The sequence below is a fragment of the Bifidobacterium sp. POST2/T3 (B1) genome (assembly GCF_058197115.1).
This window is the reverse complement of record NZ_JBVPQK010000010.1, coordinates 1-24,449: the sequence shown is the minus strand read 5'-3', so window position 1 is coordinate 24,449 and position 24,449 is coordinate 1. Positions and strand designations below refer to the sequence as shown.

The 24,449-nt window shown below is 57.0% G+C and carries 19 protein-coding genes and 1 tRNA gene; 18 read left to right on the top strand and 2 right to left on the bottom strand.

The genetic code is table 11. The features are described 5' to 3' along the window. The 18 genes from AC0AP0_RS01230 to AC0AP0_RS01145 all read left to right on the top strand — a co-directional run. A partial coding sequence (locus tag AC0AP0_RS01230; RefSeq protein WP_490428999.1) for a magnesium transporter CorA family protein occupies positions 1-942 on the top strand: 942 nt, incomplete at its 5' end. A gap of 9 nt (positions 943-951) precedes the next feature. Beyond that, complete coding sequence (locus AC0AP0_RS01225) at positions 952-1,782, top strand: glutamate ABC transporter substrate-binding protein (protein WP_110412739.1); 831 nt, start codon at positions 952-954, stop codon at positions 1,780-1,782. 75 nt (positions 1,783-1,857) lie between these two features. Beyond that, complete coding sequence (leuS, locus tag AC0AP0_RS01220; protein ID WP_490428996.1) at positions 1,858-4,827, top strand: leucine--tRNA ligase; 2,970 nt, start codon at positions 1,858-1,860, stop codon at positions 4,825-4,827. 100 nt (positions 4,828-4,927) lie between these two features. Then, entirely contained in the window at positions 4,928-5,593 is a 666-nt protein-coding gene (locus AC0AP0_RS01215) for a ComEA family DNA-binding protein (RefSeq protein WP_445342584.1), read from the top strand. A 1,028-nt stretch (positions 5,594-6,621) separates the two neighbouring features. Beyond that, a complete protein-coding gene (locus AC0AP0_RS01210) occupies positions 6,622-7,773 on the top strand; it encodes a ComEC/Rec2 family competence protein (RefSeq protein ID WP_490428993.1) in 1,152 nt (383 codons plus the stop codon). Further along, positions 7,770-8,747, top strand: a complete 978-nt coding sequence (gene holA, locus AC0AP0_RS01205) for a DNA polymerase III subunit delta (RefSeq protein ID WP_254477127.1) — start codon at positions 7,770-7,772, stop codon at positions 8,745-8,747. The genes AC0AP0_RS01210 and holA overlap by 4 nt, the downstream gene beginning before the upstream one ends. Further along, positions 8,744-9,346: a tRNA (adenosine(37)-N6)-threonylcarbamoyltransferase complex ATPase subunit type 1 TsaE gene (gene tsaE, locus AC0AP0_RS01200; RefSeq protein ID WP_490428990.1), complete on the top strand. Its 603-nt coding sequence runs from the start codon at positions 8,744-8,746 to the stop codon at positions 9,344-9,346. Before holA ends, tsaE begins: the two co-directional genes overlap by 4 nt. Continuing rightward, positions 9,343-10,131 (top strand): tRNA (adenosine(37)-N6)-threonylcarbamoyltransferase complex dimerization subunit type 1 TsaB, encoded by a 789-nt coding sequence (gene tsaB, locus AC0AP0_RS01195; protein WP_490428988.1) that lies wholly within the window; start codon positions 9,343-9,345, stop codon positions 10,129-10,131. Before tsaE ends, tsaB begins: the two co-directional genes overlap by 4 nt. Beyond that, positions 10,128-10,640 (top strand): ribosomal protein S18-alanine N-acetyltransferase, encoded by a 513-nt coding sequence (rimI, locus tag AC0AP0_RS01190; protein WP_490428986.1) that lies wholly within the window; start codon positions 10,128-10,130, stop codon positions 10,638-10,640. Before tsaB ends, rimI begins: the two co-directional genes overlap by 4 nt. Next, a complete protein-coding gene (gene tsaD / locus AC0AP0_RS01185; protein WP_254477131.1) occupies positions 10,633-11,676 on the top strand; it encodes a tRNA (adenosine(37)-N6)-threonylcarbamoyltransferase complex transferase subunit TsaD in 1,044 nt (347 codons plus the stop codon). Before rimI ends, tsaD begins: the two co-directional genes overlap by 8 nt. A 78-nt stretch (positions 11,677-11,754) precedes the next feature. Beyond that, positions 11,755-11,827: transfer RNA gene (locus tag AC0AP0_RS01180), tRNA-Asn, on the top strand. Positions 11,828-12,303: 476 nt separating this feature from the next. Next, the gene (gene arfA, locus AC0AP0_RS01175) at positions 12,304-13,839 is read left to right on the top strand and encodes an arabinosylfuranosidase ArfA (RefSeq protein ID WP_490428984.1); all 1,536 of its coding nucleotides are present in this window, start codon (positions 12,304-12,306) and stop codon (positions 13,837-13,839) included. A 44-nt stretch (positions 13,840-13,883) separates the two neighbouring features. Then, positions 13,884-15,266, top strand: a complete 1,383-nt coding sequence (locus AC0AP0_RS01170) for an ABC transporter substrate-binding protein (protein ID WP_110412749.1) — start codon at positions 13,884-13,886, stop codon at positions 15,264-15,266. 60 nt (positions 15,267-15,326) lie between these two features. After that, positions 15,327-16,253 (top strand): carbohydrate ABC transporter permease, encoded by a 927-nt coding sequence (locus tag AC0AP0_RS01165; protein ID WP_110412750.1) that lies wholly within the window; start codon positions 15,327-15,329, stop codon positions 16,251-16,253. A 1-nt stretch (position 16,254) separates the two neighbouring features. After that, entirely contained in the window at positions 16,255-17,154 is a 900-nt protein-coding gene (locus AC0AP0_RS01160) for a carbohydrate ABC transporter permease (protein WP_110412751.1), read from the top strand. A 152-nt stretch (positions 17,155-17,306) separates the two neighbouring features. Beyond that, positions 17,307-18,365 carry a LacI family DNA-binding transcriptional regulator gene (locus tag AC0AP0_RS01155; RefSeq protein WP_490428981.1) on the top strand — a complete coding sequence of 353 codons (1,059 nt, stop codon included), beginning with the start codon at positions 17,307-17,309 and terminating at the stop codon, positions 18,363-18,365. A gap of 500 nt (positions 18,366-18,865) precedes the next feature. Beyond that, the gene (locus tag AC0AP0_RS01150; RefSeq protein WP_490428979.1) at positions 18,866-19,531 is read left to right on the top strand and encodes a M23 family metallopeptidase; all 666 of its coding nucleotides are present in this window, start codon (positions 18,866-18,868) and stop codon (positions 19,529-19,531) included. 118 nt (positions 19,532-19,649) lie between these two features. Beyond that, positions 19,650-21,476 (top strand): AMP-dependent synthetase/ligase, encoded by a 1,827-nt coding sequence (locus tag AC0AP0_RS01145; RefSeq protein ID WP_254477184.1) that lies wholly within the window; start codon positions 19,650-19,652, stop codon positions 21,474-21,476. On the opposite strand, the gene AC0AP0_RS01140 is transcribed toward AC0AP0_RS01145, so the two are convergent. Continuing rightward, positions 21,446-23,035, bottom strand: coding sequence for a type 1 periplasmic-binding domain-containing protein (locus AC0AP0_RS01140; RefSeq protein WP_490428977.1), 1,590 nt, complete (start codon positions 23,033-23,035; stop codon positions 21,446-21,448). The two genes, AC0AP0_RS01145 and AC0AP0_RS01140, sit on opposite strands and share 31 nt — an antisense overlap. Before the next feature lie 211 nt (positions 23,036-23,246). Beyond that, positions 23,247-24,449 (bottom strand): NADP-dependent isocitrate dehydrogenase (locus AC0AP0_RS01135; RefSeq protein ID WP_490428975.1); only part of this gene is annotated, 1,203 nt, incomplete at its 5' end.

The following is a 24,449-nucleotide window of genomic DNA, read 5'->3' as shown; positions in this document are numbered from 1 at the left end:
GTATTCAGCACCATGAACGGGCAGATCGAGCAGATCGGCAAGGCTTCCAAGGGCTCATGGATATGCTTATCGGCGCCCACCGATGTCGAGCTGGCCAACGTCTCGCAGACCACGGGCATAGACTTGGCTGACCTGCGTGCCCCCTTGGATGATGAAGAGCGCTCGCGTGTGGATGTGGAGGACGAGTACACCATGGTCATCGTCGACATTCCCCGGGCCGAGGAGCGCGACGGCCGGGACTACTATGAGACCATTCCTCTGTCCATCATCGTTACGGAGGATCTGATCGTCACCGTCTGCATGCAGGACACCGTCCTGCTCCACCCCTTCATGGAGGGCACCATCCGGGGTTTCAACACCTTCATGAAGTCCCGCTTCATCCTGCAGATCCTCTACCGCAACGCCACCCTCTACCTGCGATACCTGCGCATCATCGACCGCGAGTCGGACCGGCTGGAGCTCAAGCTGCGCCACTCCATGCAGAACCGAGAGATCCTCATGCTGCTGGAGCTCAACAAGACCTTGGTCTATTTCGCCACCAGCCTCAAGTCCAACGAGATCGTCCTTGAGAAGCTGACCGGCCTGGAGCGGATCAAGCGCTACCCGGACGATGAGGACCTTCTGGGCGATGTGATCACGGAGAACAAGCAGGCCATCGAGATGGCCAACATCTACTCAAGCGTGCTTTCAAATATGACCGACGCCTTCGCTTCCATCGTCTCCAACAACGTAAACAACGTCATGAGAATCTTCACCATCATCTCCATCAGCCTGTCGGTGCCTACGCTGATCTTTTCCATGTATGGCATGAACTTCAACCAAGGTATGTTCGGCATGCCCTTTACTGACAAGCCCTGGGGATTTGCGGTCGTGGTGATTCTGTCAGGCCTGGTGACCGCCTTGGTAACCTGGTTCCTGACACGTTCGAAAATGTTCAAGTAGGAATCGATCATGTTTGCACGCAGGATTGCGGCGGCTCTGCTGGCACTGGTTCTGGCGGCGCCCCTGAGCGGGTGCGGATCTCAGGAGGATTCCTACCGTGCGGGTTCCATCGGACCCAAGATCAGCGTGGGCATCTCCTTCGACCAGCCTGGACTTGGATTCGCCCAGTCCGGCCAGTACCGAGGACTGGATGTGGACGTGGCCCAGTATGTGGTCCACGAGCTGGGATACGCCGAGTCGCAGATCGTTTTTCGCCAAGTGAAGCCTGCGGACCGTGAGCACATGCTCGAACAGGGCCAGGTGGACATGGTCGTGGCTGGCTACTCCATCACCCAGGAACGGCAGAAGCTGGTGGATTTCGCCGGGCCCTACCTGGCTGCGGGACAGGACCTCCTGGTTCGCCGCACCCAGACTGACATTGCCGGGGTGGAGGATCTGGCCCAAAAGCGGGTTTGCGTGGCTGCGGGATCCACCTCCGGGGTTCTGGTGCGCTCGCTGGCCCCCCAGGCCCAGGTCCAGGAGCGTGAGGAGTTTCCCGAATGCATCACAGCTCTGCTCAGCGGGGACACCGATGCCGCCAGTGGCGACGACTTCGCCCTGGCTGGGCTGGCTCATGTTCGCGGAGGAGGCCAGCTGCGCCTGGTAGGCAATCCCTTCTCCCATGAACGGTACGGTATCGGTTTGCCCCACGGAGATCCGGAGCTGGTGGACGTCATCAACCAGGCCCTGAAGAGGATGATGCGGGACGGATCCTTTAAGGCTGCTCTGAGCCGGGCATCCAAGTCGATTGGTTTCTCCATGGATGCCGCTGCCCGCACCCTGCAGCCCGGCGATCACTGAGCACGCATTCCGCCAGGATGACGGATGCTGGACATCGGCCTGGCCGTGTCCATGTGAATGGCGATAATTCACCATATGAACGCGAACGAAGACAGGGATCATCAGCAGACCCAGGAATCAGATCAGCCTCAATTCCGCTACGATGCCGCTATGGCTCAGACTATCGAGGAGCGCTGGCAGCAGCGCTGGGACAAGGAGGGCACCTTCTGGGCCGCCAACACCAAGGGTGACTTGACGGATGCCCAGGGAGATCACGCTGGAGGCCGCAGTCCCTACTTTGTCATCGACATGTTCCCTTATCCTTCGGGCAAGGGCCTGCATGTGGGTCACCCCCTGGGCTACATCGCCACCGACGTGGTCAGCCGCTACCATCGGATGAAGGGGGAGAACGTCCTGCACGCCATGGGCTACGACGCCTTTGGTCTGCCTGCCGAGCAGTACGCCGTCCAGACCGGCCAGCACCCGCGGGTCACCACCGAGCAGAACATCGCCAACATGCGCTGGCAGCTGCACCGGCTGGGGCTCAGCTTCGATGATCGTCGCTCCTTCGCCACCATCGATACAGACTACGTGCGCTGGACCCAGTGGATCTTCTCGCGCATCTACGAGTCCTGGTATGACCCCGACTACCGCCGTGCCGACGGGGGGATGGGCTCGGCCAGGCCCATCAGCGAACTGGTCGAGGCCTTCAAGTCCGGAAGCAGGCCCATTCCAGGCCATCCCGACGCCTCTTGGGAGGAGCTGGACGAGGCTGAGCGCTCCGAGGTGCTCAACGACTTCCGCCTGGCCTACATCTCGCGCTCGCCGGTCAACTGGTGCCCCGGGCTGGGCACGGTTCTGGCCAACGAGGAGGTGACCGCCGAAGGACGCTCCGAGCGGGGCAACTACCCGGTCTACCAGCGCGAGCTCAAGCAGTGGTCCATGCGTATCACCGCCTACGGCCACCGGCTTCTGGAGGATCTGGACATTCTGGACTGGCCCGAAAAGGTCAAGCTCATGCAGCGCAACTGGATTGGGGAGTCACACGGGGCTTCGGTGGACTTCACCGTGCCCAGCCCTGACGGCGATCAGACCATGGAGATCTACACCACCCGTCCCGACACGCTTTTTGGCGCCACCTTCGCCGTGGTCTCTCCCGAGCACGACCTGCTGCAACATCTGCCCCATGACTGGCCTGATGATGTGCCTGAACAGTGGAAGGGTGGCTATGCCAATCCTGCGGAGGGTGTGCAAGCCTATCGCTGGGCCGCCGAGGCCAAGACCGCCAAGGATCGCGTGGACGAGGGCGGGGCCAAGACCGGCCTCTTTACCGGGCTGTACGCGGTCAACCCCATCACCGGGGCCAAGCTGCCCATCTTCACTGCCGACTACGTGCTGATGGACTACGGTACCGGAGCCATCATGGCTGTGCCTGGCGGCGATCAGCGTGATTACGACTTCGCCGTCAAGTACGGCCTGCCCGTGGTCTACACGGTCAGCCCACTGGCTGATTCCGGCCAGACTCTGGACGACTACCGGGGCAAGGCGCCTTTCGTCTCCCACGACGGCGTTGTGGTCAACTCTTCGGTCCAGGCCACCCAGGCCGCTGGCGATCCGCTCAGCCTGGACGGTCTGCGGGTTGACCAGGCCATCGAGAAGGTCACTACCTGGCTGGAGTCGGCCGGGGTGGGCCACGGGACGGTTTCCTACCGGCTGCGTGACTGGCTCTTCTCACGTCAGCGCTACTGGGGCGAGCCTTTCCCGGTTGTCTATGACGACCAGGGCCTACCGCACCTGCTGCCCGACGATCAGTTGCCGGTGGCCCTGCCGGACGTGCCCGACTATTCGCCCAAGACCTTTGACCCCGAGGATGCCCAATCCAGCCCGGAGGCCCCGCTGAGCCGCAACCAGGACTGGGTGAACGTGACCCTGGACCTGGGTGACGGCCCCAAGGTCTACCACAGGGACACCAACACCATGCCCAACTGGGCCGGCTCCTGCTGGTACTACATGCGCTACATCGATCCCAAGGATGACCAGCACATGGTTGATCCGGAGGAATACGACTACTGGCTTGGACCCAAGCACAATGCTACGGCCGGGGAGTCAGGCGGTGTCGACCTCTACGTGGGCGGTGTGGAGCACGCGGTGCTGCACCTGCTCTATGCCCGCTTCTGGCACAAGGTCCTCTACGATCTGGGATACGTCTCGTCCAAGGAGCCCTTCCACAAGCTCTTCAACCAAGGGATGATCCAAGCCTACGCATACACCGACCAGCGCGGCCAGTACGTGCCCGCCGCTGAGGTGGAGGAGCACGAGGAGGGCGGCAAGGTTAGCTACACCTGGCAGGGGCAGCCGGTTAACCGCGAGTTCGGCAAGATGGGCAAGAGCCTCAAGAACATCATCACTCCGGACGACATGTACCGCACTTATGGAGCCGACACCTTCCGCCTCTACGAGATGAGCATGGGTCCCCTGGACGAGTCCAGACCCTGGAACACGCGCAACGTGGTGGGCGGCATGCGCTTCCTGCAGCGGCTCTGGCGCAATGTGGTGGACGAGCAGACCGGCGAGGTTGTCCTGGACGAGGGCGAACCCGACCAGAAGACACTGAAGCTGCTCAACACCACCATCCACGATGTGACCGTGGAGATGGAGGCCATGCGTCCCAACACAGCAATCGCCAGGATGATCGTGCTCAACAACCATCTGACCGGATTGAATCCGACGCCCAGGGCAGCCATTGAGCCACTGGTGCTCATGCTTTCGCCCATCGCCCCACACATCTGTGAGGAGCTCTGGAGCCGTCTGGGTCATAAGGAGTCCCTGGCGCATGCCCAATGGCCGACCTGGGATGATCGATATCTTGGCGAGGACACGGTTACCGCCGTGGTCCAGGTCAAGGGCAAGGTTCGCGGCAAACTGCAGGTCAGCCCCGACATCGCGCCCGACCAGCTCAAGGCTATGGCCCTGGCACTACCCGCCGTCCAGGAGCGGCTGGGCGGTAAGGAGCCGCGCAAAGTCATCGTTAAGGCGCCTAGGATCGTTTCGGTCGTGCCAGCCTGACCCTGCGCTGTCCGCAGCCAGGCTGTGGACGGATGACGACATTCGACCACATAACCCCTCGACCTCATACCGGGGGGCTTTTTCGTGTCAGGCTGGGCTCATGAGCATCAACATCACCCAGCCCCCGGCGCCGCCCATCCAGGCTCTGGCTCTGAATCAATCCGTTCGATCAAGGGGGCCAGCCCAAGGAATGGCCGAGTCTCTGGCACGACGGGATCGGCCTGTCTGGTCGTTTACGCCGATTCAGGCCTTGACAGCCATCCTTATTCTGGTGGCGGCCTTGGCAGTCAGCTTGACCCTGCTGGCCCAACAGGGACATGCCCTGGCTGCAGGAGTGGCCGATGACGAATCCGGTGCCAGGTCATCGGCTTCGGCGAATAGTGATGTAAAGAGTGCTGCGCACCGAGGCAAGCATGTCTTGGGAAACGAACACAGCCGCAACACCCATGGTGATGCGGAAAGCGAAAAGGCAGATCCAGTCTCAGGCTCCGCTCAAAATGCCGAACAGGCTGACAATGCCACTACTACGTCGGCCTCCAGTGACTCAACGAAGACGGCCAATCAGGCCGGACGCGTGAATCTTAACGCCGCAAGCCAGCAGGATCTGGAAAACGTCAAGGGAATCGGTCCGGTCACGGCAGCAAAAATACTGGAGCACCGACGCGCCATCGGCGGCCGCTATACATCAGTCGATCAGCTCCTGGATGTTTCCGGTATCGGTGCCAAGACCCTGGCTCGATTACGCCCATACCTGGTTGTGCGATGATGGCCGTCCATGCAGGGGATCAGGATGTAGCAGATCGTGAGAACGGCAATCGCAATCTTCGTATGCTCCCCGCTGCTTGTGTAGCTTGGGCGGTTGCGCTGCTGGTCCCCTGGCTCCTGGACAGGAGCATGGGCGGATCAATGCCCGAATCAGCCAAGCGCGCTGACTGGGCCAAGACGGCTGGGGAGTCCAAAGGCGGCATGGTCGTTGGAGGTATGGACTTAAAGGTCTGGGTGATGCCGATTATCCTGGCGCTCTCATTACTCATTGCAATGGCCCTGCTCGCCATCAAACTCGTCTGCTTGGTAGCTACAGATGACCACCATTACAGGGGTCTGGTATTTCGTCAGTCCCTTCGTTCACGTCGACGGAAGCTGCTGCCTCGAGTTTGTGCGCGCACTGGGAACAAGAATCATTGGAGTAAAAGAGGTTTGAAGAAAAACCATTGGAATCCGCCTTGTTGGAATGTCAGAGGCACCAGCCATTTGAACATGACTTATCGGAGTGCTCATTTTTATTGGCTGTACCGATTCTCAGGCGAAAGTTCGTGTACTCCGTTCAGACACCATTCTGCTCACGGTTCTTCCTCATTCCGTTCGTCCTCCGTGATTGTCTCCGCTTTGCGGACCTTGGCATCCACTCGGCTTGCTCATAGGAAGTTGCCGACGCTGGCTGTCCTGGCCGTGGTAGCTTTGACTACCGCATTGGCCGCCACAGTCGGTCATGCGTCAGTGCGTGGCGGGCCGGCAGCCCGGCAGGTCCGTCTGGGGAAGGCGCTGGCCGAGATTCGTGGCGAGGCTGTGGGACCTATGAGTGCCTCCTCTCGTCGAGGTTGGGATTGTCAGACAGAGCTCAGGCTGCAATGGGTGACTCTGGCCGGAGTGCGTATGCCTTCCAATGAGCGGATCATGCTCTTTGCCCGCGGTCGGTCATGCATGTTGCAGCAGAGTGGACAGTATCGTGCGCGAGGACTCTTGAAACCTTCAGCGTACGGTCGTCCAATGCCTTGGTTGGCTGTGGAAGATGGCATGAAACAGGTCAGCCCACCAGCGCCCAGCAGACAATTGATCGCTCGCATGCAAGGGGCCTTTCTCGAACAGACCAACAGACTGGAAGACCAGGGGCGGATCCTAGTGCCTGGGTTGACTATGGGCATCCTGGGCAACCAGGCCCTGTCCGAGTCTTCCCTCGGCAGACCGGCAGTGGAGCCCGCCTATGCCGCCCGTCTGACCCATGACTTCCAGGCATCGGGCACCCTTCACCTGATGGCTGTCTCCGGCGGGCACTTCATGATCCTGGCCTCTCTGCTGGTTACGATCATGCGGGCCTTTCGCTCACCCCCCTTGCTGACGGCCTTGGTTTTGTCTGCTGCCTATCCAGGCTTAGGCATGCTGATGGTCCCAGGGGATTCAGTCTTGCGAGCTCAGGTCATGGGGCTTCTTTCAGCGTTGGCTCTGGCTGCCTGTCGGCCTGCCCAATCATTGAACACGCTGTCATGGTGTGTTCTGTTGGTCCTGATTCTGCGTCCATCCATGGCCGCAAGCTTCGGCTTCGCGCTCTCTTGTGGTGCCGTGTTGGGTATCGGCCTGGGCAACCGGCGTGTGATGGCCCTTCTTGAAGACCATCTTCCAGCATTTCTGGCACGTCCATTGGCCACAACTTTATGCGCCCAGGCGGGGACTCTTCCTGTGCAGGTGCTGTTCAGCCCTGGACTGCCTCTGCTGGCCCCACTGGCCAACCTGCTGGTCACTCCTGTGGTTGACGTCGCGACTGTGACCGGCCTGCTGGCCCTGCTCACTTCCTGGCTATGGCCCGCATTGGGACTCCTGCTGGCCCGGTTGACCTCCCTGGGCACCGGGGTCATGGCTTTTGTCTCTACGTGGCTGGGCGAGGTGGCTGCTCCGGCGGCTTGGCCATCGGGGCCAGTCGGAAGCGCCTGCCTGGTGGGTTTGGGTGTTATGGCCGTGATCATTCATCGACTGATTCAATTCATCCGTGCCCGGGGGCAAGATCGCTCATGGTCGGCTGTGACAAACGTGGCTTCCGGGGTTCCCTTTCGGCCATCGGCTTGGTCGGCAATCAGGGGCTGGTTGCAGCAGACCTATGGCCTTCTAGCTCAGTTGGTCTTCAAAAAGCGACCGTCGTTAATGTCCAGTGATGAAGGGAGATTTGAGTCATGACCAAAGCTCAGCAGGAGAACCTTTCCGTCCATCTAGTGGTCGGCGGCGATCCCTTCCTCAACGGGCAGCGCGTCAAGGAGCTGTGTGCAAAGGCATGTGCCGATCATCCGGACAGCGAATACATAGAGATGGACGCGGCAGACTGCGACGCTTACGCCTTTCAGGAGGCGGTTGGACCCTCCCTGCTCAGTCAGACGGCCGTAGTCCTTCTGGAGGATCTGCAGGCGGCCGACGAGGCCTTGACACAGGCCTTGGTGGATTTCTGCCACGAGCCGGCAGGGTCCGAATCCAGCATCGTCATCGCACGTCATGACGGGGGCAACCGGGGCCGCAGGCTTCTGGACCAGATGGAACGGGCCGGAGCAGTCATAGAGCGTATGCCGGATCTGAAGAAGTTCGATGACAAGGTCGACTTCGTCTATGGGCAATTCAAGTCCCATCAGCGTCGCATCCAGCCACGGGCGGCCCAGCGCCTAGTGGATGTCCTGGGCGAGCGGACTCCGGAACTGGCATCCATGTGCTCCCAGCTCTGCTTCGATTTTGACCAGGATCCCATGACCTTGGAGATCGTCAACCGGTATTTGACCGATAACCCGGCTGTATCCGGATTCGCTGTGGCAGACAGGGCCCTTGCTGGCAGGCCGGCTCAAGCGGTCGTCGCACTGCGTTCAGCTCTGGAACAGGGCAACGAACCGATATCCCTGATTGGGGTACTGGCCCTGAAGCTGCGAACGCTAGGCAAGGAGGCAGCCATCGAGTCGGGATCCATCACCACAGCCGAGGCCAAGGCCGCATATTGGCAGTTACGAGAAGCCAAGAGGCAGCTGCATGGATGGACCTCCTCCGGTCTGGCGGCCTGCATTGAGGCCTTGGCCCAGGCTGATGAGGTCAGCAAGACCAGCAGCGGCGATGCTCGCTATGCTCTGGAACGCGCAGTGGAGATGATTGCCGCCAAGGGAAGGACATTGGCATGAGCCTGCGGGACAGCGCCGGGCAGCAGGATGGGTTTGAGCTGGCCGTGCCTACGGGCGAGGATATGCACCGCTTGGGCAGAAACCTGGCCTCCTGTCTGCATGGTGGGGATGTGATTCTTCTGTCCGGACCTCTGGGGGCGGGTAAGACCACCCTGGCCCAGGGGCTGGGCAGCGGACTTGGAGTGGACGGCCCTGTGGTCTCGCCCACGTTCACCATCGCAAGAGAGCTGCATGGCCATCTGTCCGACGGCTCGCGGGTCACCCTGATCCACGTGGATGCGTACCGGCTGGGTGGACAGGACTATCTGCCTGGCGAGGATGCTGTTGATCGGCTCCTGGACGAGTTGGAGTCCCTGGGTTTGGATGAGGAGTTGGAGGATCCGGGCCAAAGCACCATCGTGCTGATGGAATGGGGCGAGCAGATGGCCTCAGCGCTAGCCGATCAACGTCTGGAAGTGGTCATCGACCGACACGTGGATGCCCGGGAAGATCCTGACGCGCCACCCAGCTCCCAGGGTCAGCGTATGGTACGTCTGCGTGGAGTAGGCCCGTCATGGGCCACCAGATTGGAGCAGCTGAGAAAGGCGATGACGGCATGAGCGGGACCGATACGCCCCTTTTGGTGATCGATACCTCATATGGCTCGACTGTGGGACTGCCCGGGCGGGAGCCGTGCATAGAGAGCGATTCGCGCTCGCATGTGGAACGTCTCCAGGTCAATATCGCCAAGGTCATGGACCAGGCCGGGCTGTCTGCAGAAGATTTGAGCACCATCGTGGTGGGACTGGGCCCTGCGCCTTTCACCGGTCTGCGGGCAGGCATCGTCACCGCCAAAGCCTTGGCGTTTGCCACGGGTGCCCATCTGCTGGGCCAGGACATTCTGGAGCCGCAGGCCCGCTATGCTTACAGCCGGTTCAAGCAGAAGGGCCAAGACCACATCCGGCTTCTGGTCCTGGCTGTCAACGATGCTCGACGTCGGCAGCTTTACTACCGTCTCTTTGACGACTTTGGAGATGTGGAAGCCCCGGCCCGGCCGCTGACCGAAATGAGCATCGACTACCCAGCCGTTATCTGTGAGAAAATCGCGGTTATTGCAGAAGGGCAGGAGTCTCTGGACCAGGGTCCTGTTGTTCTGGTTATTAGCGGCCATGGAGCTGGTCGCTACGCTGACCAGTGGGAGCGTCTGGATAATTGTTCTGATATACAGGTGATGCTGGACGAAGGATCCTTCCTGTTGGATGGGACACAGGGGACAAGTCTGATGGCTGCTTGTGCATGCCGATGTGCTCAGCAGGGGCTGATTGACCCCGTGGAGCCGCTTTACCTTCGTCGACCGGACGTCTCGGTTCCCAATCCGCTTAAGCACGTGGCTGTCCAATCATGATTCGCGCAGCGGCCTTGGGGGATCTGGACCAGCTTATCAATCTGGAGACGCGCGTCTTCGGCGACCAGGCCTGGAGTCGGCAGGAGCTGCGATTTGAGTTGTCTGGACCTTCACGCACATACCTGATATGGGAAGACCAGAGTGCCATTTTGGGTTACGGAGGGTATTGGTCGGGCGAAAGGGATGCCGAGCTGATGACTATGGGAGTGCTACCGGAAGCCCGGAATCGGGGCATTGCGGGTTCTCTGTTGACCAAGCTGATCGCTTCAGCCGACTGTGAGGGGTTGCAGCGCATGGATCTGAAGGTCCGTGTAGACAACTCCGCTGCCATTGACCTCTACAAGGACTTCGGCTTCTCACAGACGGGTCTGCGTAAAGGCTATTATCAGCCCGAAGACATGGATGCCTGGGCTATGACCAGGCCCTTAAGCTCGGTCGGACCGGGTCCGGTGGGCTTTGGCGGCAACAAGCTTTCAAAGGGACAGGAAAGGATCATTGACCATGAGTGAGCCTCTGGTGCTTGGCATCGAATCCACCTGTGACGAGACCGCGGCCGCCCTGGTTCAGGGCAACCGGCTGCTGTCCAACGTGGTGGCGTCCTCCATGAACGAGCACGCCCGCTATGGTGGTGTCATACCCGAGATCGCCTCGCGGGCACACGCTGAGTCCTTTGTGCCGGTCGTTTCCAAGGCCCTGAATGATGCAGATATGGACCTTTCCCAGATCGACGCGATAGCGGTCTCGGCTGGTCCTGGACTGGCTGGATGCCTGGCCGTAGGTGTTTCCGGTGCCAAGGCACTGGCCTGGGCGGCGAAAAAGCCCCTGTACGGCGTCAACCATGTCATCGGCCATATAGCTGTCACTCAGCTCCAATTCGGTCCCTTCCCACAGAACGCCCTGGCCCTGATCGTCTCCGGCGGCCACACTTCGCTGCTGCATGTGGATGACCTGGCGCGATCGGTCCAGGTGGTGGGTACTACTCTGGACGACGCGGCGGGGGAGTGCTTCGACAAGATTGCACGCCTGCTTGGCTTCCCCTATCCTGGCGGTCCCCACATAGATCGCCATGCCCGTCTGGGCGATCCTCACGCCATCGCTGTGCCCCAGGGGCTGACAAAGGGCCGGGCTGGAGCCGAGCATCCCTATGACTTCAGCTTCTCCGGGGTCAAGACCGCCGTGGCTCGATGGGTCGAACGCAGACAGCAGGCCGGGCTCGATATCCCCGTTGATAACGTCTGCGCCTCCTTGGCGGATTCCGTGGCCACCGTCCTATCCCGCAAGGCCATGGCCGCCTGTCGCAGGTTCTGCACGGATACCCTGATCGTCGGCGGCGGGTTCTCGGCCAACTCGCAGCTGCGCGGCAAGCTTCAGGAGTTCGGCGACCGGGAAGGCGTTAAGATCCGCATTCCGAAGGTCAACCTGTGCACAGACAATGGTGCCATGGTGGCCATGCTAGGCGTCAATCTGGTCCAGGCTGGCCTGTCTCCCTCTGCTTCTGATTTCTCCATTGATTCGGCGATGCCTATGGACAGGATCCTGATGTAATCGACACGCCAAGTTGTCGGATACGAAGGTCCTGACTATAGTATGGTAATTGTGTTCAGCAAGAGTTGAACGGGACATTCCCGCATAGCTCAGTTGGCAGAGCGTTCGACTGTTAATCGAAATGTCGCTGGTTCAAGCCCAGCTGCGGGAGCTAATGGCCGCCGGTTAGCCGGCGGCTTTCCATATGTGGGCGTATTCGTGCTTTTGCAATGAACAGGATTGCCGTTATCATAGGCTAGCTTATTGGTTTCGATTAACTAGCTGATTGAAGATGGTCAGAAATCTGCCTTCCTGTGTTTTCTTAACCATGGTCGTGGATAGTCGGCCTGGAGCTTTGTCTACGGACACAGCAGCCATAAAAACCAGCAAGTCCGATAGGCATCGTGTTGCTTTAGATGGTGTGTCGCGCGTATTTTCAGGCCAATTAGAACAACGTTGTATGTATTGTGGATCATGCTCTTTCTTTTGTTGTATAGTATACGAAGTGATGTGCAGGGTTGCACGAAGAAAAGCGAGGTAGATTATGACCCAACTGCATATTTCCTAGTGAAAACAACGTTGTACTCAAAGCGTAAGACCCTGCACTACTTAAAGCAAAGAGAAGGCAGGGGAAAGGAGACCAGATCCATGGAAGAACGGCAACAATCAAAGCCTGGGAAGGCGCGATTGATTCTAGACACGGGGACAAGGTCCATTCCCATTAACGACCGCGTTTTCGGCTCTTTTGTCGAACATTTGGGTCGTGGCATCTATACCGGCATCTATGAACCGAACCATCCGACTGCAAACAAGGCGGGATTCAGACAGGATGTCATTGATTTGGTAAAGGAGCTTGGCGTCACTGCCATCCGCTATCCTGGCGGGAATTTTGTTTCCGGCTATCGTTGGGAGGATGGTGTCGGGCCGCGCTCTGAACGCCCTAAGCGTATCGATTTGGCTTGGCATTCGGGCGAGAGCAACGAATTCGGTCTTCATGAGATGGCGGATTGGCTGGATGAATTAGGCGGCAACGAGCTCATGGAAGCTGTCAATCTTGGTACACGGGGTATTCAAGAGGCGCTTGATCTACTTGAATACGCCAATATTCCTTCTGGCACGGCCTTGTCTGACATGCGTCGACGCAATGGCCGCGAGCAGCCTTTCGGAATTCGAATGTGGTGCCTAGGCAATGAAATGGACGGGACTTGGCAGGTCGGTCACAAGACTGCCCACGAATATGCCAGGCTGGTTACTCAGACTGCAACGGCCATGCGTATGATCGACCCGGGTCTGGAGTTGGTAGCCTGTGGCTCCTCTTCGCACAGTATGCCTACCTTTGGTGAATGGGAACGGACTGTACTGGAGGAAGCCTACGATCAAATCGACTTCATTTCCTGCCATGCTTATTATGAGCCGCATAATCGCGATATGGCCAGTTTCTTGGCTTCTGGCGTCGATATGGATGGGTTCATCCGCGATGTGGCTTCGGTCATAGCTGCGGTTCGAGGCAGACTCAAGAGCAAACACCAGGTTTATATATCTTTCGACGAATGGAATGTCTGGTATCAGGATGCAGAACCGAGTAAGCCTCCAGTAGGCATAGGCAACTGGCCTCAAGGTTCCAGACTTTTGGAAGATATTTATTCGGTTGCGGATGCAGTGGTGTTTGGCGATCTGCTGATCACCTTGCTCAGGAATGTCAATATCGTTCATTCTGCCAGCCTGGCTCAGCTGGTCAATGTCATTGCGCCAATTATGACAGAACCCGGTGGCCCTGCTTGGAGACAAACCATCTTCTTCCCCTTTGCCTTGACTGCCAAATACGCCAAGGGCGGCAGTGTGCTGGCATCTCAGGAAGATGCTGATTCATGCGAAACTAGTCAATACGGCGAAGTGCCGATGACGGACTCTGTGGTGGTCAGAGGAGCCGATGGCTCACTGACTATTTTCGTTGTCAACCGCAGTCTTGATCGGAGCGTGGAGTATCGTTCCGACGTTTCTGGACTCTATAAAGCCGGGAAAGTGGTTGTTCAGAGCATCCATGACAAGGATGTTGCTGCTCGCAATACGCTTGAAGATCCCAAGCGCGTTGGTTTGCAGACGCGTAAGGACTTTACCTTTGAGAACGGCAAACTGGGCATCATACTTCCCCCGGTTTCATGGACGTCTATCCACATAGATTGATAATTAAAAATTGTTGGTTTCCACATATATTCAAAGGAGAAATAATGAGGAGAACTGTGAGAATCATTGCAGCGGCACTCTCGGGAGTCTTGGCGATTTCCATGGCTGCCTGTGGCGGCGGCGGAGGAGCCAAGAATGAAAGTCAGGCTGAGCACAGCGATAAAACCGCGAATGCCAATGCTCAGTGCCAGAACAAGGTCAAGAAGCCGAATGCTCAAAAGGTCACCGTATGGGCCTGGTACCCGGCCATTCAGAAGGTAGTTGACGACTACAACGAGAACCATGACGACATTCAGGTTTGCTGGACGAATGCTGGTCAGGGGGGTCCTGAGTACACGAAATTCAATAATGCAATAAAGGCCAAGTCCGGCGGCCCTGACATCATCCAGCTCGAGTATGAAGCAATGCCGCAATTCGTTGCGGGGGCCCAGAAGCATCTGGTCGACCTCAGCAAGTACGGCATGAATGACCACAAGCAGGAGTACACGGAAGGTGCCTGGAAGAGCGTGAGCATGGGCGGCGGCAACTCCGTCTATGGCGTTCCTGTCGATCTTGGTCCCTTCGTCATGTATGTGCGGCAGGACATTTTCGATAAGTACCACGTCAAGGTTCCTACTACTTGGGAGGAATTTGAGCAGGCAGGCAAGGATCTGAAAGCTGCCGGTTTCGACGGATTTCTGAGCGATTGGGCTCCTAACGGCACTGCTGTCAATCCTGCGCTCTTCGCTCAGGCTGGAGAGAAGGTATACAAGTATTCATCAAAGACGCCTGACAAGGTAGGCATCAAGTTGAATACCCCAGGTGTACAGAAGGTTCTTGAGTACTGGCAAAACCTGGTCAAGGAGGGGCTGGTCGACACCACGGACTCAAACACGACCGACTGGAACAACAATATGATTGCTGGCAAGTATGCGGCCTATGTTCAGGCTTCCTGGCTGACTGGCTACATCAAGGGTTTGGATAACTCCTCAGGTGGTAATTTCAGGATCTATAAGGCGCCGGTTTGGGATGACTCCACGCCTCAGGTCAACCAGGGAGGATCAGCTTGGGCTGTGACTGATCAGGCCAAAGACACCAAAGCAGCGGCCAGCGTTGCTCACGATCTGTTCGATTCGGATACAGCACAGCATATTGGTGTCACCGATGGCGGATTGTTCCCGTCCTGGAAGAAGCAGCTTGCATCTGACGCTTTCAAGAACATGCAAGAGCCATTCTTGGGCAACCAGAAGTCCAATGAAGTCACCATTCCTGTGGCAGACGCTTGGAAGGGCGACGAGTTCCTGCCCTTCCAGACTTATGCCTATGACGAACAGACCAAGTCTTTCTCCGCAATTGTCAAGAAAGGTGATGATTGCAAGGAGACCTTGAAGGCTCTTGAAACCAAGCTGAACAATTATGCAAAGCAGCAAGGTTTCACCGTAGAGTGACTGCTCATTTAATTGGAGGGATGTCGTTATCGGTATCCCTCCTTTTTAGGAGGTTCTGAAATGGCTTCGAACGCAATAGGCAAGCCCAGAAAGACGAAATCCAATGTCGGCAGCAGTCATAGAGGGATGTGGGGCTGGTTCTTCACTGCTCCTTTTGGGGTCATCTTTCTGCTGTTTCTTGTGATACCGCTGGCTTATGCATTCTATGTATCATTGTTCACTTACACACAGGTCAAAGGGGAGTCCTTCTCGGGGTTCGCCAATTATCAGCGCGTTTTTACTGACTCGATATTCCTGGTCGGCATGGGCCGCGTTATTCTTTACACCGTTGTCATGGTTCCGATCCAGCTGGGACTGGCGCTGATATTCGCTCTGCTCCTAGACTCCTTTAAGAACAAGTTTGCCTCAGTTTCCCGGCTGGTTATCTTTTTGCCTTATGCAATACCTGGTGTCATCGGTGCGTTGATGTGGGGATTTATGTACTCCAAGAATATGGGCCCGTTTACTACGATATTCGGGCTGTTTGGAATGCAGACCCCCGGATTCCTCACTGCTAACGGCATCTTCGGTTCATTGGTCAATGTCGTGACTTGGCAATGGACGGGTTACTACATGGTGATTTTGTATTCGGCCTTGCAGTCCATTCCGCATGAACTCTACGAGTCGGCCAGAATAGACGGGGCATCAGAACTGAAGATTGCTACAAGGATTAAAGTGCCAATGGTCTCAGGATCATTGGTCATGGTGACTATCTTCTCGCTTATCGGCACCCTGCAGTTCTATACTGAACCCACCATTCTGCGTAATCAGGCGCCGACGGTCATACCGCCGGAGTATACGCCCAATATGTACGCGCAAGCTCTCGCTTTCAATTACAACCAGACCAACTACTCCGCCACAGTTTCATTTGCGCTGGGACTGGTCGTGGTGATATTCAGCGTTTTGTTCATGAGACTGACTCGCAATCAGTCTGGATTGGAGGACTGACATGTCAGCCACAAGAACAAGCGGTGTTCGCAGAAGCGCCAAACGCATTCAGGGGAATACCAGCGTTTTCGTTTATGTAGTACTGATATTGGCCATGGTCTACTTCCTTTTGCCTGTATGGTGGTTGATCGTCGCTTCCACAAAGTCAAATTCGGGATTGTTCTTCGGCGCCCATGGCTCTATGTGGTTCGATAAGGATTTCGACCTTTGGAAGAACATAAGTCAGCTTACGACCTATCAGGATGGTATTTACTGGCGTTGGATTTTCAACTCCTTCCTTTACGCTCTTGTAGGAGGGTTCGGCGCCACAGTAGTGGCGGTTATGGCTGGATATGGTTTCTCCAAGTTCAGATTCCGTGGGCGAAATCTGTACTTCAACATCGTTCTCGGTGCTTTGATGATCCCATCGACAGCCTTGGTGATACCGACGTTCCTGCTAATGTCTGACATTGGTATGACCAACACCATTTGGGCTGTGCTCCTGCCGTCCCTGCTTAATCCAATGGGTGTTTACTTGATGAGAATCTACTGCATGCAATCCCTACCCGATGAAATGATTGAGGCGGCTCGAGTTGATGGGGCTGGTGAGCTGAGAACCTTTACACAAGTTTCTCTGCCGATTATGACCCCAGCAATTACTACAGTCTTTCTGCTTTCCGTTGTCGGTGCTTGGAACAACTTCTTCCTGCCTCAGGTAGTTCTCACTAATCCAAAACTATTCCCGATTACGGTTGGACTGACACAGTGGCAGACAAAATCCCAGGCCGGAGCAGCATCAGAACAGATCTGGAATCTGGTGACTTCAGGCGCCTTCATTTCCATTATTCCCATGGTTCTGGCTTTCCTCTTCCTGCAAAGGTACTGGGTAGGAGGATTGACGGCTGGATCAGTCAAATCATGATCCAAGGAAGGACTTGGTATTCAGACTATATGTTCTTGTTGAGATAAACTGAAAATAAAAATATTGTCGCATATTCCGGATTCGCATGATTCCACAATGTGGAGTTGTGCGGATTCGGAATATGTGTAACTGCCGATTGGTAAGGGGCTCTATTGACATCCAGAGTAACTATCAAGGATGTAGCCAGGCATTCTGGTGTTTCCATTAAAACAGTGTCCAACGTCATCAATGGCACTGGCAGCATGCGTGATTCCACCAGGAAACGTGTGCAGGAGTCCATTCGTGAACTTGGATATATGGTCAATGTATCGGCCCGTTCATTGAAAACAGGCGCCACTAAACTGATAGGTTTGGCAATTTTCGATTTTTCACAGCCATTTGCCCCTTACTTGGCAGATAAAGTCATAGACATATCGCGAAAACATGGATATGGAACAGTAATCAGCACTTACGGATCGGATGGATCAGGTCTGCCTGTCGTCATGGATGAAATCACCAAACTATCAGCAGATGGGTGGCTGCTTTTTTCAGATCAACCTTTAAAAAACAAGGGCATCATCCTCGATCAGCCATATCCGATCGTTCTGGCAGGTGATTACGAATCCTATGATCGGGTTGACTGGGTGACCATGCCTAATACGAGAGCCATTCGGTATGTCACAGGCAGACTGCTCGATATGGGATGCCGTCATATAGCCGTATTTGGCGCACCGGAAAAACCAAAGACACGCAATGAATATATGTGTGCCACTGAAGGGATGCAGGAGCTGCGGATAAGAGGCTATATCGAGGCCTTCGAAGAGCGAGGACTATCCGTAGATTGGCGGATGCTTCTACCCAAGGATTGGATGGAAGGAGTCAGTGGCGTACAAGCTGTGACGCAAATGTTGTCCAAAGGAATACGCCCGGATGCAATCATCTGTCTGACGGATGCCATGGCTCTGGGCACATTGCATGGCTTGCAGAACGAGGGAATACGCATTCCTGAAGACGTCCAGGTTGTGGGTTTCGATGATGTACCTGAGTCGTCCTACTCGACTCCATCGCTAACCACCATAGATCCAAGCCTGAATGACTACGTTGAGCATGCAATTGATATGTTGATTGAGCGCATCAATGGGTACAAGGGCAAGCCGAGGACCTTTGTGACTGATTTTCAGCTCGTAGAGCGTGATTCAACCCTGACTTTTCCAAAAGACAAAAGACTGTAGCAGCAACTCCAACAAGTCAAGCCGAGGCGGCTGAATCCTTCGATGTAACTCGAATAATTCTCAGAAACGAAATTATCTGTTGAAGCAGCTTCTGGTGAGTTCGGTTTGAGCCTGATCTTCTATCCAGCTGGCTGATCTTAGATTTTCAATTCTTTTTGGTAGTCTAGCAGAAGTTTCTTTTTTGCATATCTACGCTAGATGCGGTAAAAGTAAAGGTATATCTGCATTCAATATCGATTAACGTGGCCGTATGCACCTTGTCTGAAAGGATTTACGGTTTACATAATACAAGATCAGTCAGCACTTTTAATAAGTCATTTTCCACCAAACTTGGCATTTTTGCATGAGTAATTGTCTTTTGGTTTCTTGACAGACGTGCTGTGGACGACTGCATGTTCGACCACATGTCCCTGCTCGATTCCTGAGGTTTCAGCATCTAGTCCATCATGATGGTGGAGGCCCAATCCGGGTATCCACGATGACGGAATGAAGGTGCGACTATGGCCTGTGCGCGTGACCATAAGAACAAGGGCAGAAGGCGCGTTACCGGCCGGATGCCCATCATGCCTTCCGGCTGTCGGCCCCCTTGGTTTCCGAGGACACTGCTGGTGTTGACGCTGGCGCTGGTCCTGTCGGCTGCAGGGCCTACAGCAACCGTCACGGCTCAGCCTGCGCCGACCCTGCCTTCGGCTGCAGCCCCGGCGCAGAACGGTCAAGTTACCCCAACAACCGCAGCCTGCCGCCGGGGCTGGCTGTGGCCTCTTGAACCTCTCCCGAAAGATAAGGCCGCCCCGCAGGTAATGCGCCTCTACGATCCTCCGGATCGTCCATGGCTGAGCGGTCATCGTGGGATAGATCTGACAACGAAGCAAGGCAGACGAATCCGTGCTCCGGCAGACGGCATCATCGCTTACGCAGGTTCCGTAGCAGGCAAGGACGTGGTCTCCATTCGTCACGGCAACCTGACCTCCACTTATGAGCCCGCTCAGAGCTCTTTGCCGACGGGAACCCGGCTGCAAGCCGGCACAGTCTGGGGAAAGGTAGAAGGGATTTCCGACCACTGTGCTCAGGAGTGTCTGCACTGGGGACTGAAAGACGATCAAGGCCGTTATCTGGATCCCGGCGCCAGGGTCGGATGGCATCGCATTCGTCTCAAGCCTGTGTAGGAATGTGGTTTTGCTTGCAGGACTCGCGCGTTTGCAAGCCGGGTATATCGCCAGCCTGGGGAAGCGGTTAGAATCGTTAAGCATAACGCCGTTTCAGCAGGGAGTGGTCATGCAGAACATGCAGCAAGAATTCACGCGTCCGCTTGAGGAGCCGATAGATGCTGATGCCAGCGTCTTTTCCCTGCTTGAGGACAGGGTTGAACGCCTGGGGGACGATCCTTTGATCGAATACCGGAGCGGACGTGAGTGGAGCACCATCACTGCCCGTGAGTTCCGGGACCGCGTTGTCGCGCTGGCCAAAGGGCTTATGGCCCGGGGCATAGGCCAAGGGGACTCGGTGGCCATCGTCTCGCACACCCGATGGGAGTGGACTGCCCTGGACATGGCTATCCTGTCCATCGGAGCGGTGACGGTGCCGGTCTACGAGACTGACTCTCCCGATCAGATTCGGCGCATCTTCAACGACTCTCATGTGGGTATGGCCTTTTTGGAGGATGACGACATGAGGGCCCGTGTGGACGCTGTCCGGTCCCACTGTGCCTATCTGAACGACCTGTATGTGATTACCAGAGGAGCGCTGACCACTCTAACCGCCTACGGACAGGCGGTGGACCAGGCGGACTTCCAAGCCCGAGCCGACTCGGTGCAAGGCTCCGACCTGGCCACTATTGTCTACACTTCAGGCTCTACGGGCAAGCCCAAGGGCATAGAGCTCAGTCATAGCAACATTGTCTTCACCGTCCGTTCGGGTGCTCAGGCGGTACCTGACATCTGCTTGGGTGAGGGTAGACGGCTTCTGCTCTGCCTGCCTCTGGCACACGCTTTCGCCCGCTGCTTGCAGTTCTTCGCCATTGCCACGGATCTCACCCTGGGGCTTACGGGGTCCATCCGCAATCTGCTGCAGGACATGCAGACCTTCAAGCCCACTTTCATTTTGGCTGTGCCGCGAATCTTTGAGAAGATCTACAACGCCGCCTCCCAGCGAGCAGGAACAGGCGCCATGGGCAGGATTTTCCTGGATGCCGCAGGAGTGGCCAGGCAGTGGTCCCGTCATCAGCAGAACGGCACCCGCGTTCCCATGTCGTTGAAGACCAAGCACCTCATGTATACGGGCACCGTCTACGATCCCATCCTGGAGGCATTGGGCGGCCGAGTCAAGTATGCCATTTCGGGCGGAGCTCCACTGGAGAGGGACATTGCTGACTTCTTCAACGGCATAGGCCTGCCCCTGCTGGAGGGCTACGGCATGACCGAAACCATGGGTCCTGTGACGGTCAACCCCACCAAGGACTACCGGCTGGGAACCATCGGCCTTCCCATGCCTGGCATCACTGTGGGTATCGACCAGGAGGGCCAGCTCTGCGTCAAAGGCCCCGACGTGTGCATGGGTTACCACAACCATCCAGAAATCACCACCAGGCAGATTCGCGACGGCTGGCTCCTGACTGGCGATCTGGGCAGTCTGGACGAGGACGGGTTCGTTCGGCTGACTGGCCGACGTAAGGAAATCATCATTACTGCTGGAGGCAAGAACATTTCGCCGATGCTTCTGGAGACGGCTGTTGAACGTTCGCCCATCATTAGCCACTGCATGGTCATCGGAGACCGCAGGCCATTCATTTCGGCCCTGATCACTCTCAATTCCGAGGAAGTCGACCGCTGGCTGCGGGACCAGGGCGCTGAGCCCCTGAAAGAGGCCGCTGCAGCTGGGGAGAACCCCATCATCCGCACCGAGGTCGACCGTGCAGTGGACGCGGCCAATGCCCAGGTATCCCGGGCCGAGGGCATCCGCCGCTATCTGATTCTGGACCAGGACTTCACTCGTGAAAACGGTCTGCTGACCGCGTCATACAAGCCCCGCCGCCAGGAGGTTCTCAAGCGGTATGAGGATCGGATCGAGCAGGAGATCTATGCTCAAAGACCAGCATCAGCAGGTTTGATGTAGCCGGTATCAATCAGCGTCGCCTTGAGGTTGGAGGCCGAAACCGCAACCAAGGGTCTTGACAGACGACGCACTTGTTTGCCGTCCTGGTTGACGGTCTGGATTGTATCCATGGCTGGCACCTTGCCCTGGCTGTTGAGACTGACACAGGCCTTGGCAATATCAGCCGCAAGCCCCAGTCTGTCCTCCAGCCCGGTCATCCACTGCTGTCCGTCCACGATTTGGGGAATGTTGTCCACGTAGGCGCCATATCCGCTGATGATGGGCCAGGCGGTGTGGTCGTCGGAGGACGTGGATTCTTGGGTCTTGCCCGTGGCTTGTGAAGAATCCGTTTGCGATCCCGTCGAATTCTGGTTTGCAGGGCTGTGGGCGGGTTTGGGCACGCGCTGACGGTGCAGATCCTGACGGCCGGCCATGGATCCCACGATGCCGGATATGGAGATCTCCGGGTTGACGTCCGCCGACGAACCGCGATATCCCAAATCCCTGAGCTCAGAGACCACTCCGGAAACGATGAAGTCGTTCATGGCCAGAATGCCGTCTACCTCGGTGTGAGATTTAGCGCCGTCGTTCATGGATAGGCGGGATGCCAGTTCTTTGCCTGTAGCCGAGGCATCCTTGCCTGGATCGAAGGCGACAGCCTGCCAGTCCTGCTCGGTACTGTCGGCCTGCAGGCGTCCCGAGGGACTGTCCGCCCGTCCATCCTTGAAATATGGCCCTAGCACCTGCCAGATTCCGGCGAAGGCCTGGGCGGGGAAGGAATTCTGATCCTCTTGTTGGCCCTGCTCAGCCCGGCTGGCTTCAGCACCTTTGTCAGCAGAGGATGCATCGGCCGGGCGGTTCGGCAACAGAATCTCGATGCGGCAGGGGTTGTCCTTGCTGGCCTTGTCCAGCTCCAGCTTGCTGGCCAGTTTCTCCGCCTGCATCTGACCAATGGCCCGTGCGTCAGACAACTGTACGAACAGATCCGGTTGAATGCCCGGCACTTGGTTGGCCATTAGCACCACATGCATGCCCGCTCCAGCAGCCAGACGCAGAGACGAGACCAGACGTGAGCGTGCCTTGTCTTTGGCATCGGCATCCAGTGACTTGCTGATATAGTCGCCATACTGGCGGGTAATGGAGTCTGGCGAGGTCATGGGTGCCACCACCAGTGTGGTCGGCTCTGAGCTCTTTCCGGCCTTGCGCTCCGAAAGACGGTTGACCACGTAATCCTGCAGTTCCTTGCTTTGATCCTCAAGATTCCCACTGGTGTAGGCATCGATGCGCTTGCTGGAAAGATGCTCCTTGGACAGTGCCGCCTTGAGCTCAGGAATCAGAGCGGCCCACTTATTGATGGGCGTGTGCTGGGAAAGGGTGATGCCGTCAGAGGGGGTGAAAATGGCCACCGTACCGGGTACTTCGGCAGCGGCAGTAGGAGTAGCCAGGCTCTGCGGGGCGCTCGGGGACTGTTCCCCCTTGCCTAGGGCCGGACCGCAAGCACCAGTCGATGCCACTATGACCAGGCATGCCAGCAGGGCCAGCAAGCCGGACAAATGCCGTGCAAAGCCGGTCTTCTTCACATTCGCTCCTTAGTCCCGACAGAGCCCGACTATGGCCGGGTCCCGAGCAACCATTCTATGGGCTCTCGGACAGGAGCGCATGAAGCGTCGATGATTTTGCGCCCACGGTTCTCGTCAAGGAGCAGATGGTCAAGACTGATCCGAGCGATTTAACTGCATACAGTGGAGAAAGCAGACGGCGCTTTGTCCGCTCGGCTGGTCTGCCGACCTGCTAGTCCGCCACAGCTGAAGCCATACGTTCGGCAAGGGCATGGTTCAGGGCATCCATGAAGTCCTCGGTGTCCAGCCAAGGCTGATCAGGACCGACCAGGCTGGCCAGGTCCTTGGTCATGCGGCCGGAGCGCACAGTATCGATAACTACAGATTCCAGAGTTTGAGCAAACCAAGCTACCTTGGGCGTATCATCCAGTCGAGCCCGTTGCTTGAGACCGCCGGTCCAGGCGAAAATGGATGCGATCGGGTTGGTGGAGGTGGTTTCGCCCTTGAGCCAGCGCCGGTAATGCCTGGTCACGGTCCCATGGGCAGCCTCGGCTTCTACAGTTTGCCCGTCGGCCGTCATCAGCATGGAGGTCATAAGGCCAAGAGACCCGAACCCTTGAGCTATTGCATCGGACTGGACATCGCCATCGTAATTCTTGCAGGCCCAGACGTATCCGCCCGGCCACTTGAGCGAGGAGGCCACCATGTCGTCGATCAGCCGATGCTGATAGGTCAGTCCTTCTTCCTCGAACCGACTCTGGTATTCCTGCTCGTAGACTTGTGCGAAAATATCCTTGAACCGACCGTCATAGGCCTTGAGGATGGTGTTCTTGGTGCTCAGGTAGACCGGATAGTGCCTTTGCAAGGCATAGTTGAAGCAGGAGCGCGCGAAGTCCCGGATGGAATCATCAAGGTTGAACTGCACTTGAGCCACGCCCGGACCTGGGTAGATGGTCACCTGTCGGTTCACCGGGTCGCTCCCGTCATCAGGAGTGAACACGACGCTTAGCTTTCCCGGCCCGGGAACGGTGAAATCAGTCGCCTGGTACTGGTCGCCAAAGGCATGGCGGGCCACCACAATGGGTTTGGTCCATCCGGGAACCAGCCGGGGAATGTTGTCGATGACGATGGGCTCGCGGAAGATGGTTCCGCCAAGGATGTTGCGGATGGTGCCGTTGGGCGACTTCCACATGCGCTTGAGACCGAATTCCTTTACGCGGGCCTCGTCCGGGGTAATGGTGGCGCACTTGACTCCCACGTGCTCGCGCTGAATGGCCTGAGCCGCCTGCACGGTGACCTTGTCGTCGGTGGCATCCCTGTTGCGGATGCCCAGGTCATAATAATCCAGCTCCACGTCTAGATAGGGCAGAATCAGCCGTTCCTTGATCATTTTCCAGATGACCCGGGTCATCTCGTCACCGTCGAGCTCGACGAT

Bases quoted from the DNA above. Each gene is read 5' to 3' on its own strand.
- rimI (WP_490428986.1), top strand. From the start codon at position 10,128: ATGATTCGCGCAGCGGCCTTGGGGGATCTGGACCAGCTTATCAATCTG.
- AC0AP0_RS01145 (WP_254477184.1), top strand. From the start codon at position 19,650: ATGCAGCAAGAATTCACGCGTCCGCTTGAGGAGCCGATAGATGCTGAT.
- AC0AP0_RS01160 (WP_110412751.1), top strand. From the start codon at position 16,255: ATGTCAGCCACAAGAACAAGCGGTGTTCGCAGAAGCGCCAAACGCATT.
- AC0AP0_RS01210 (WP_490428993.1), top strand. From the start codon at position 6,622: ATGAAACAGGTCAGCCCACCAGCGCCCAGCAGACAATTGATCGCTCGC.
- AC0AP0_RS01165 (WP_110412750.1), top strand. From the start codon at position 15,327: ATGGCTTCGAACGCAATAGGCAAGCCCAGAAAGACGAAATCCAATGTC.
- AC0AP0_RS01225 (WP_110412739.1), top strand. From the start codon at position 952: ATGTTTGCACGCAGGATTGCGGCGGCTCTGCTGGCACTGGTTCTGGCG.
- holA (WP_254477127.1), top strand. From the start codon at position 7,770: ATGACCAAAGCTCAGCAGGAGAACCTTTCCGTCCATCTAGTGGTCGGC.
- tsaB (WP_490428988.1), top strand. From the start codon at position 9,343: ATGAGCGGGACCGATACGCCCCTTTTGGTGATCGATACCTCATATGGC.
- AC0AP0_RS01150 (WP_490428979.1), top strand. From the start codon at position 18,866: ATGGCCTGTGCGCGTGACCATAAGAACAAGGGCAGAAGGCGCGTTACC.
- arfA (WP_490428984.1), top strand. From the start codon at position 12,304: ATGGAAGAACGGCAACAATCAAAGCCTGGGAAGGCGCGATTGATTCTA.
- AC0AP0_RS01170 (WP_110412749.1), top strand. From the start codon at position 13,884: ATGAGGAGAACTGTGAGAATCATTGCAGCGGCACTCTCGGGAGTCTTG.
- tsaE (WP_490428990.1), top strand. From the start codon at position 8,744: ATGAGCCTGCGGGACAGCGCCGGGCAGCAGGATGGGTTTGAGCTGGCC.
- leuS (WP_490428996.1), top strand. From the start codon at position 1,858: ATGAACGCGAACGAAGACAGGGATCATCAGCAGACCCAGGAATCAGAT.
- tsaD (WP_254477131.1), top strand. From the start codon at position 10,633: ATGAGTGAGCCTCTGGTGCTTGGCATCGAATCCACCTGTGACGAGACC.
- AC0AP0_RS01215 (WP_445342584.1), top strand. From the start codon at position 4,928: ATGAGCATCAACATCACCCAGCCCCCGGCGCCGCCCATCCAGGCTCTG.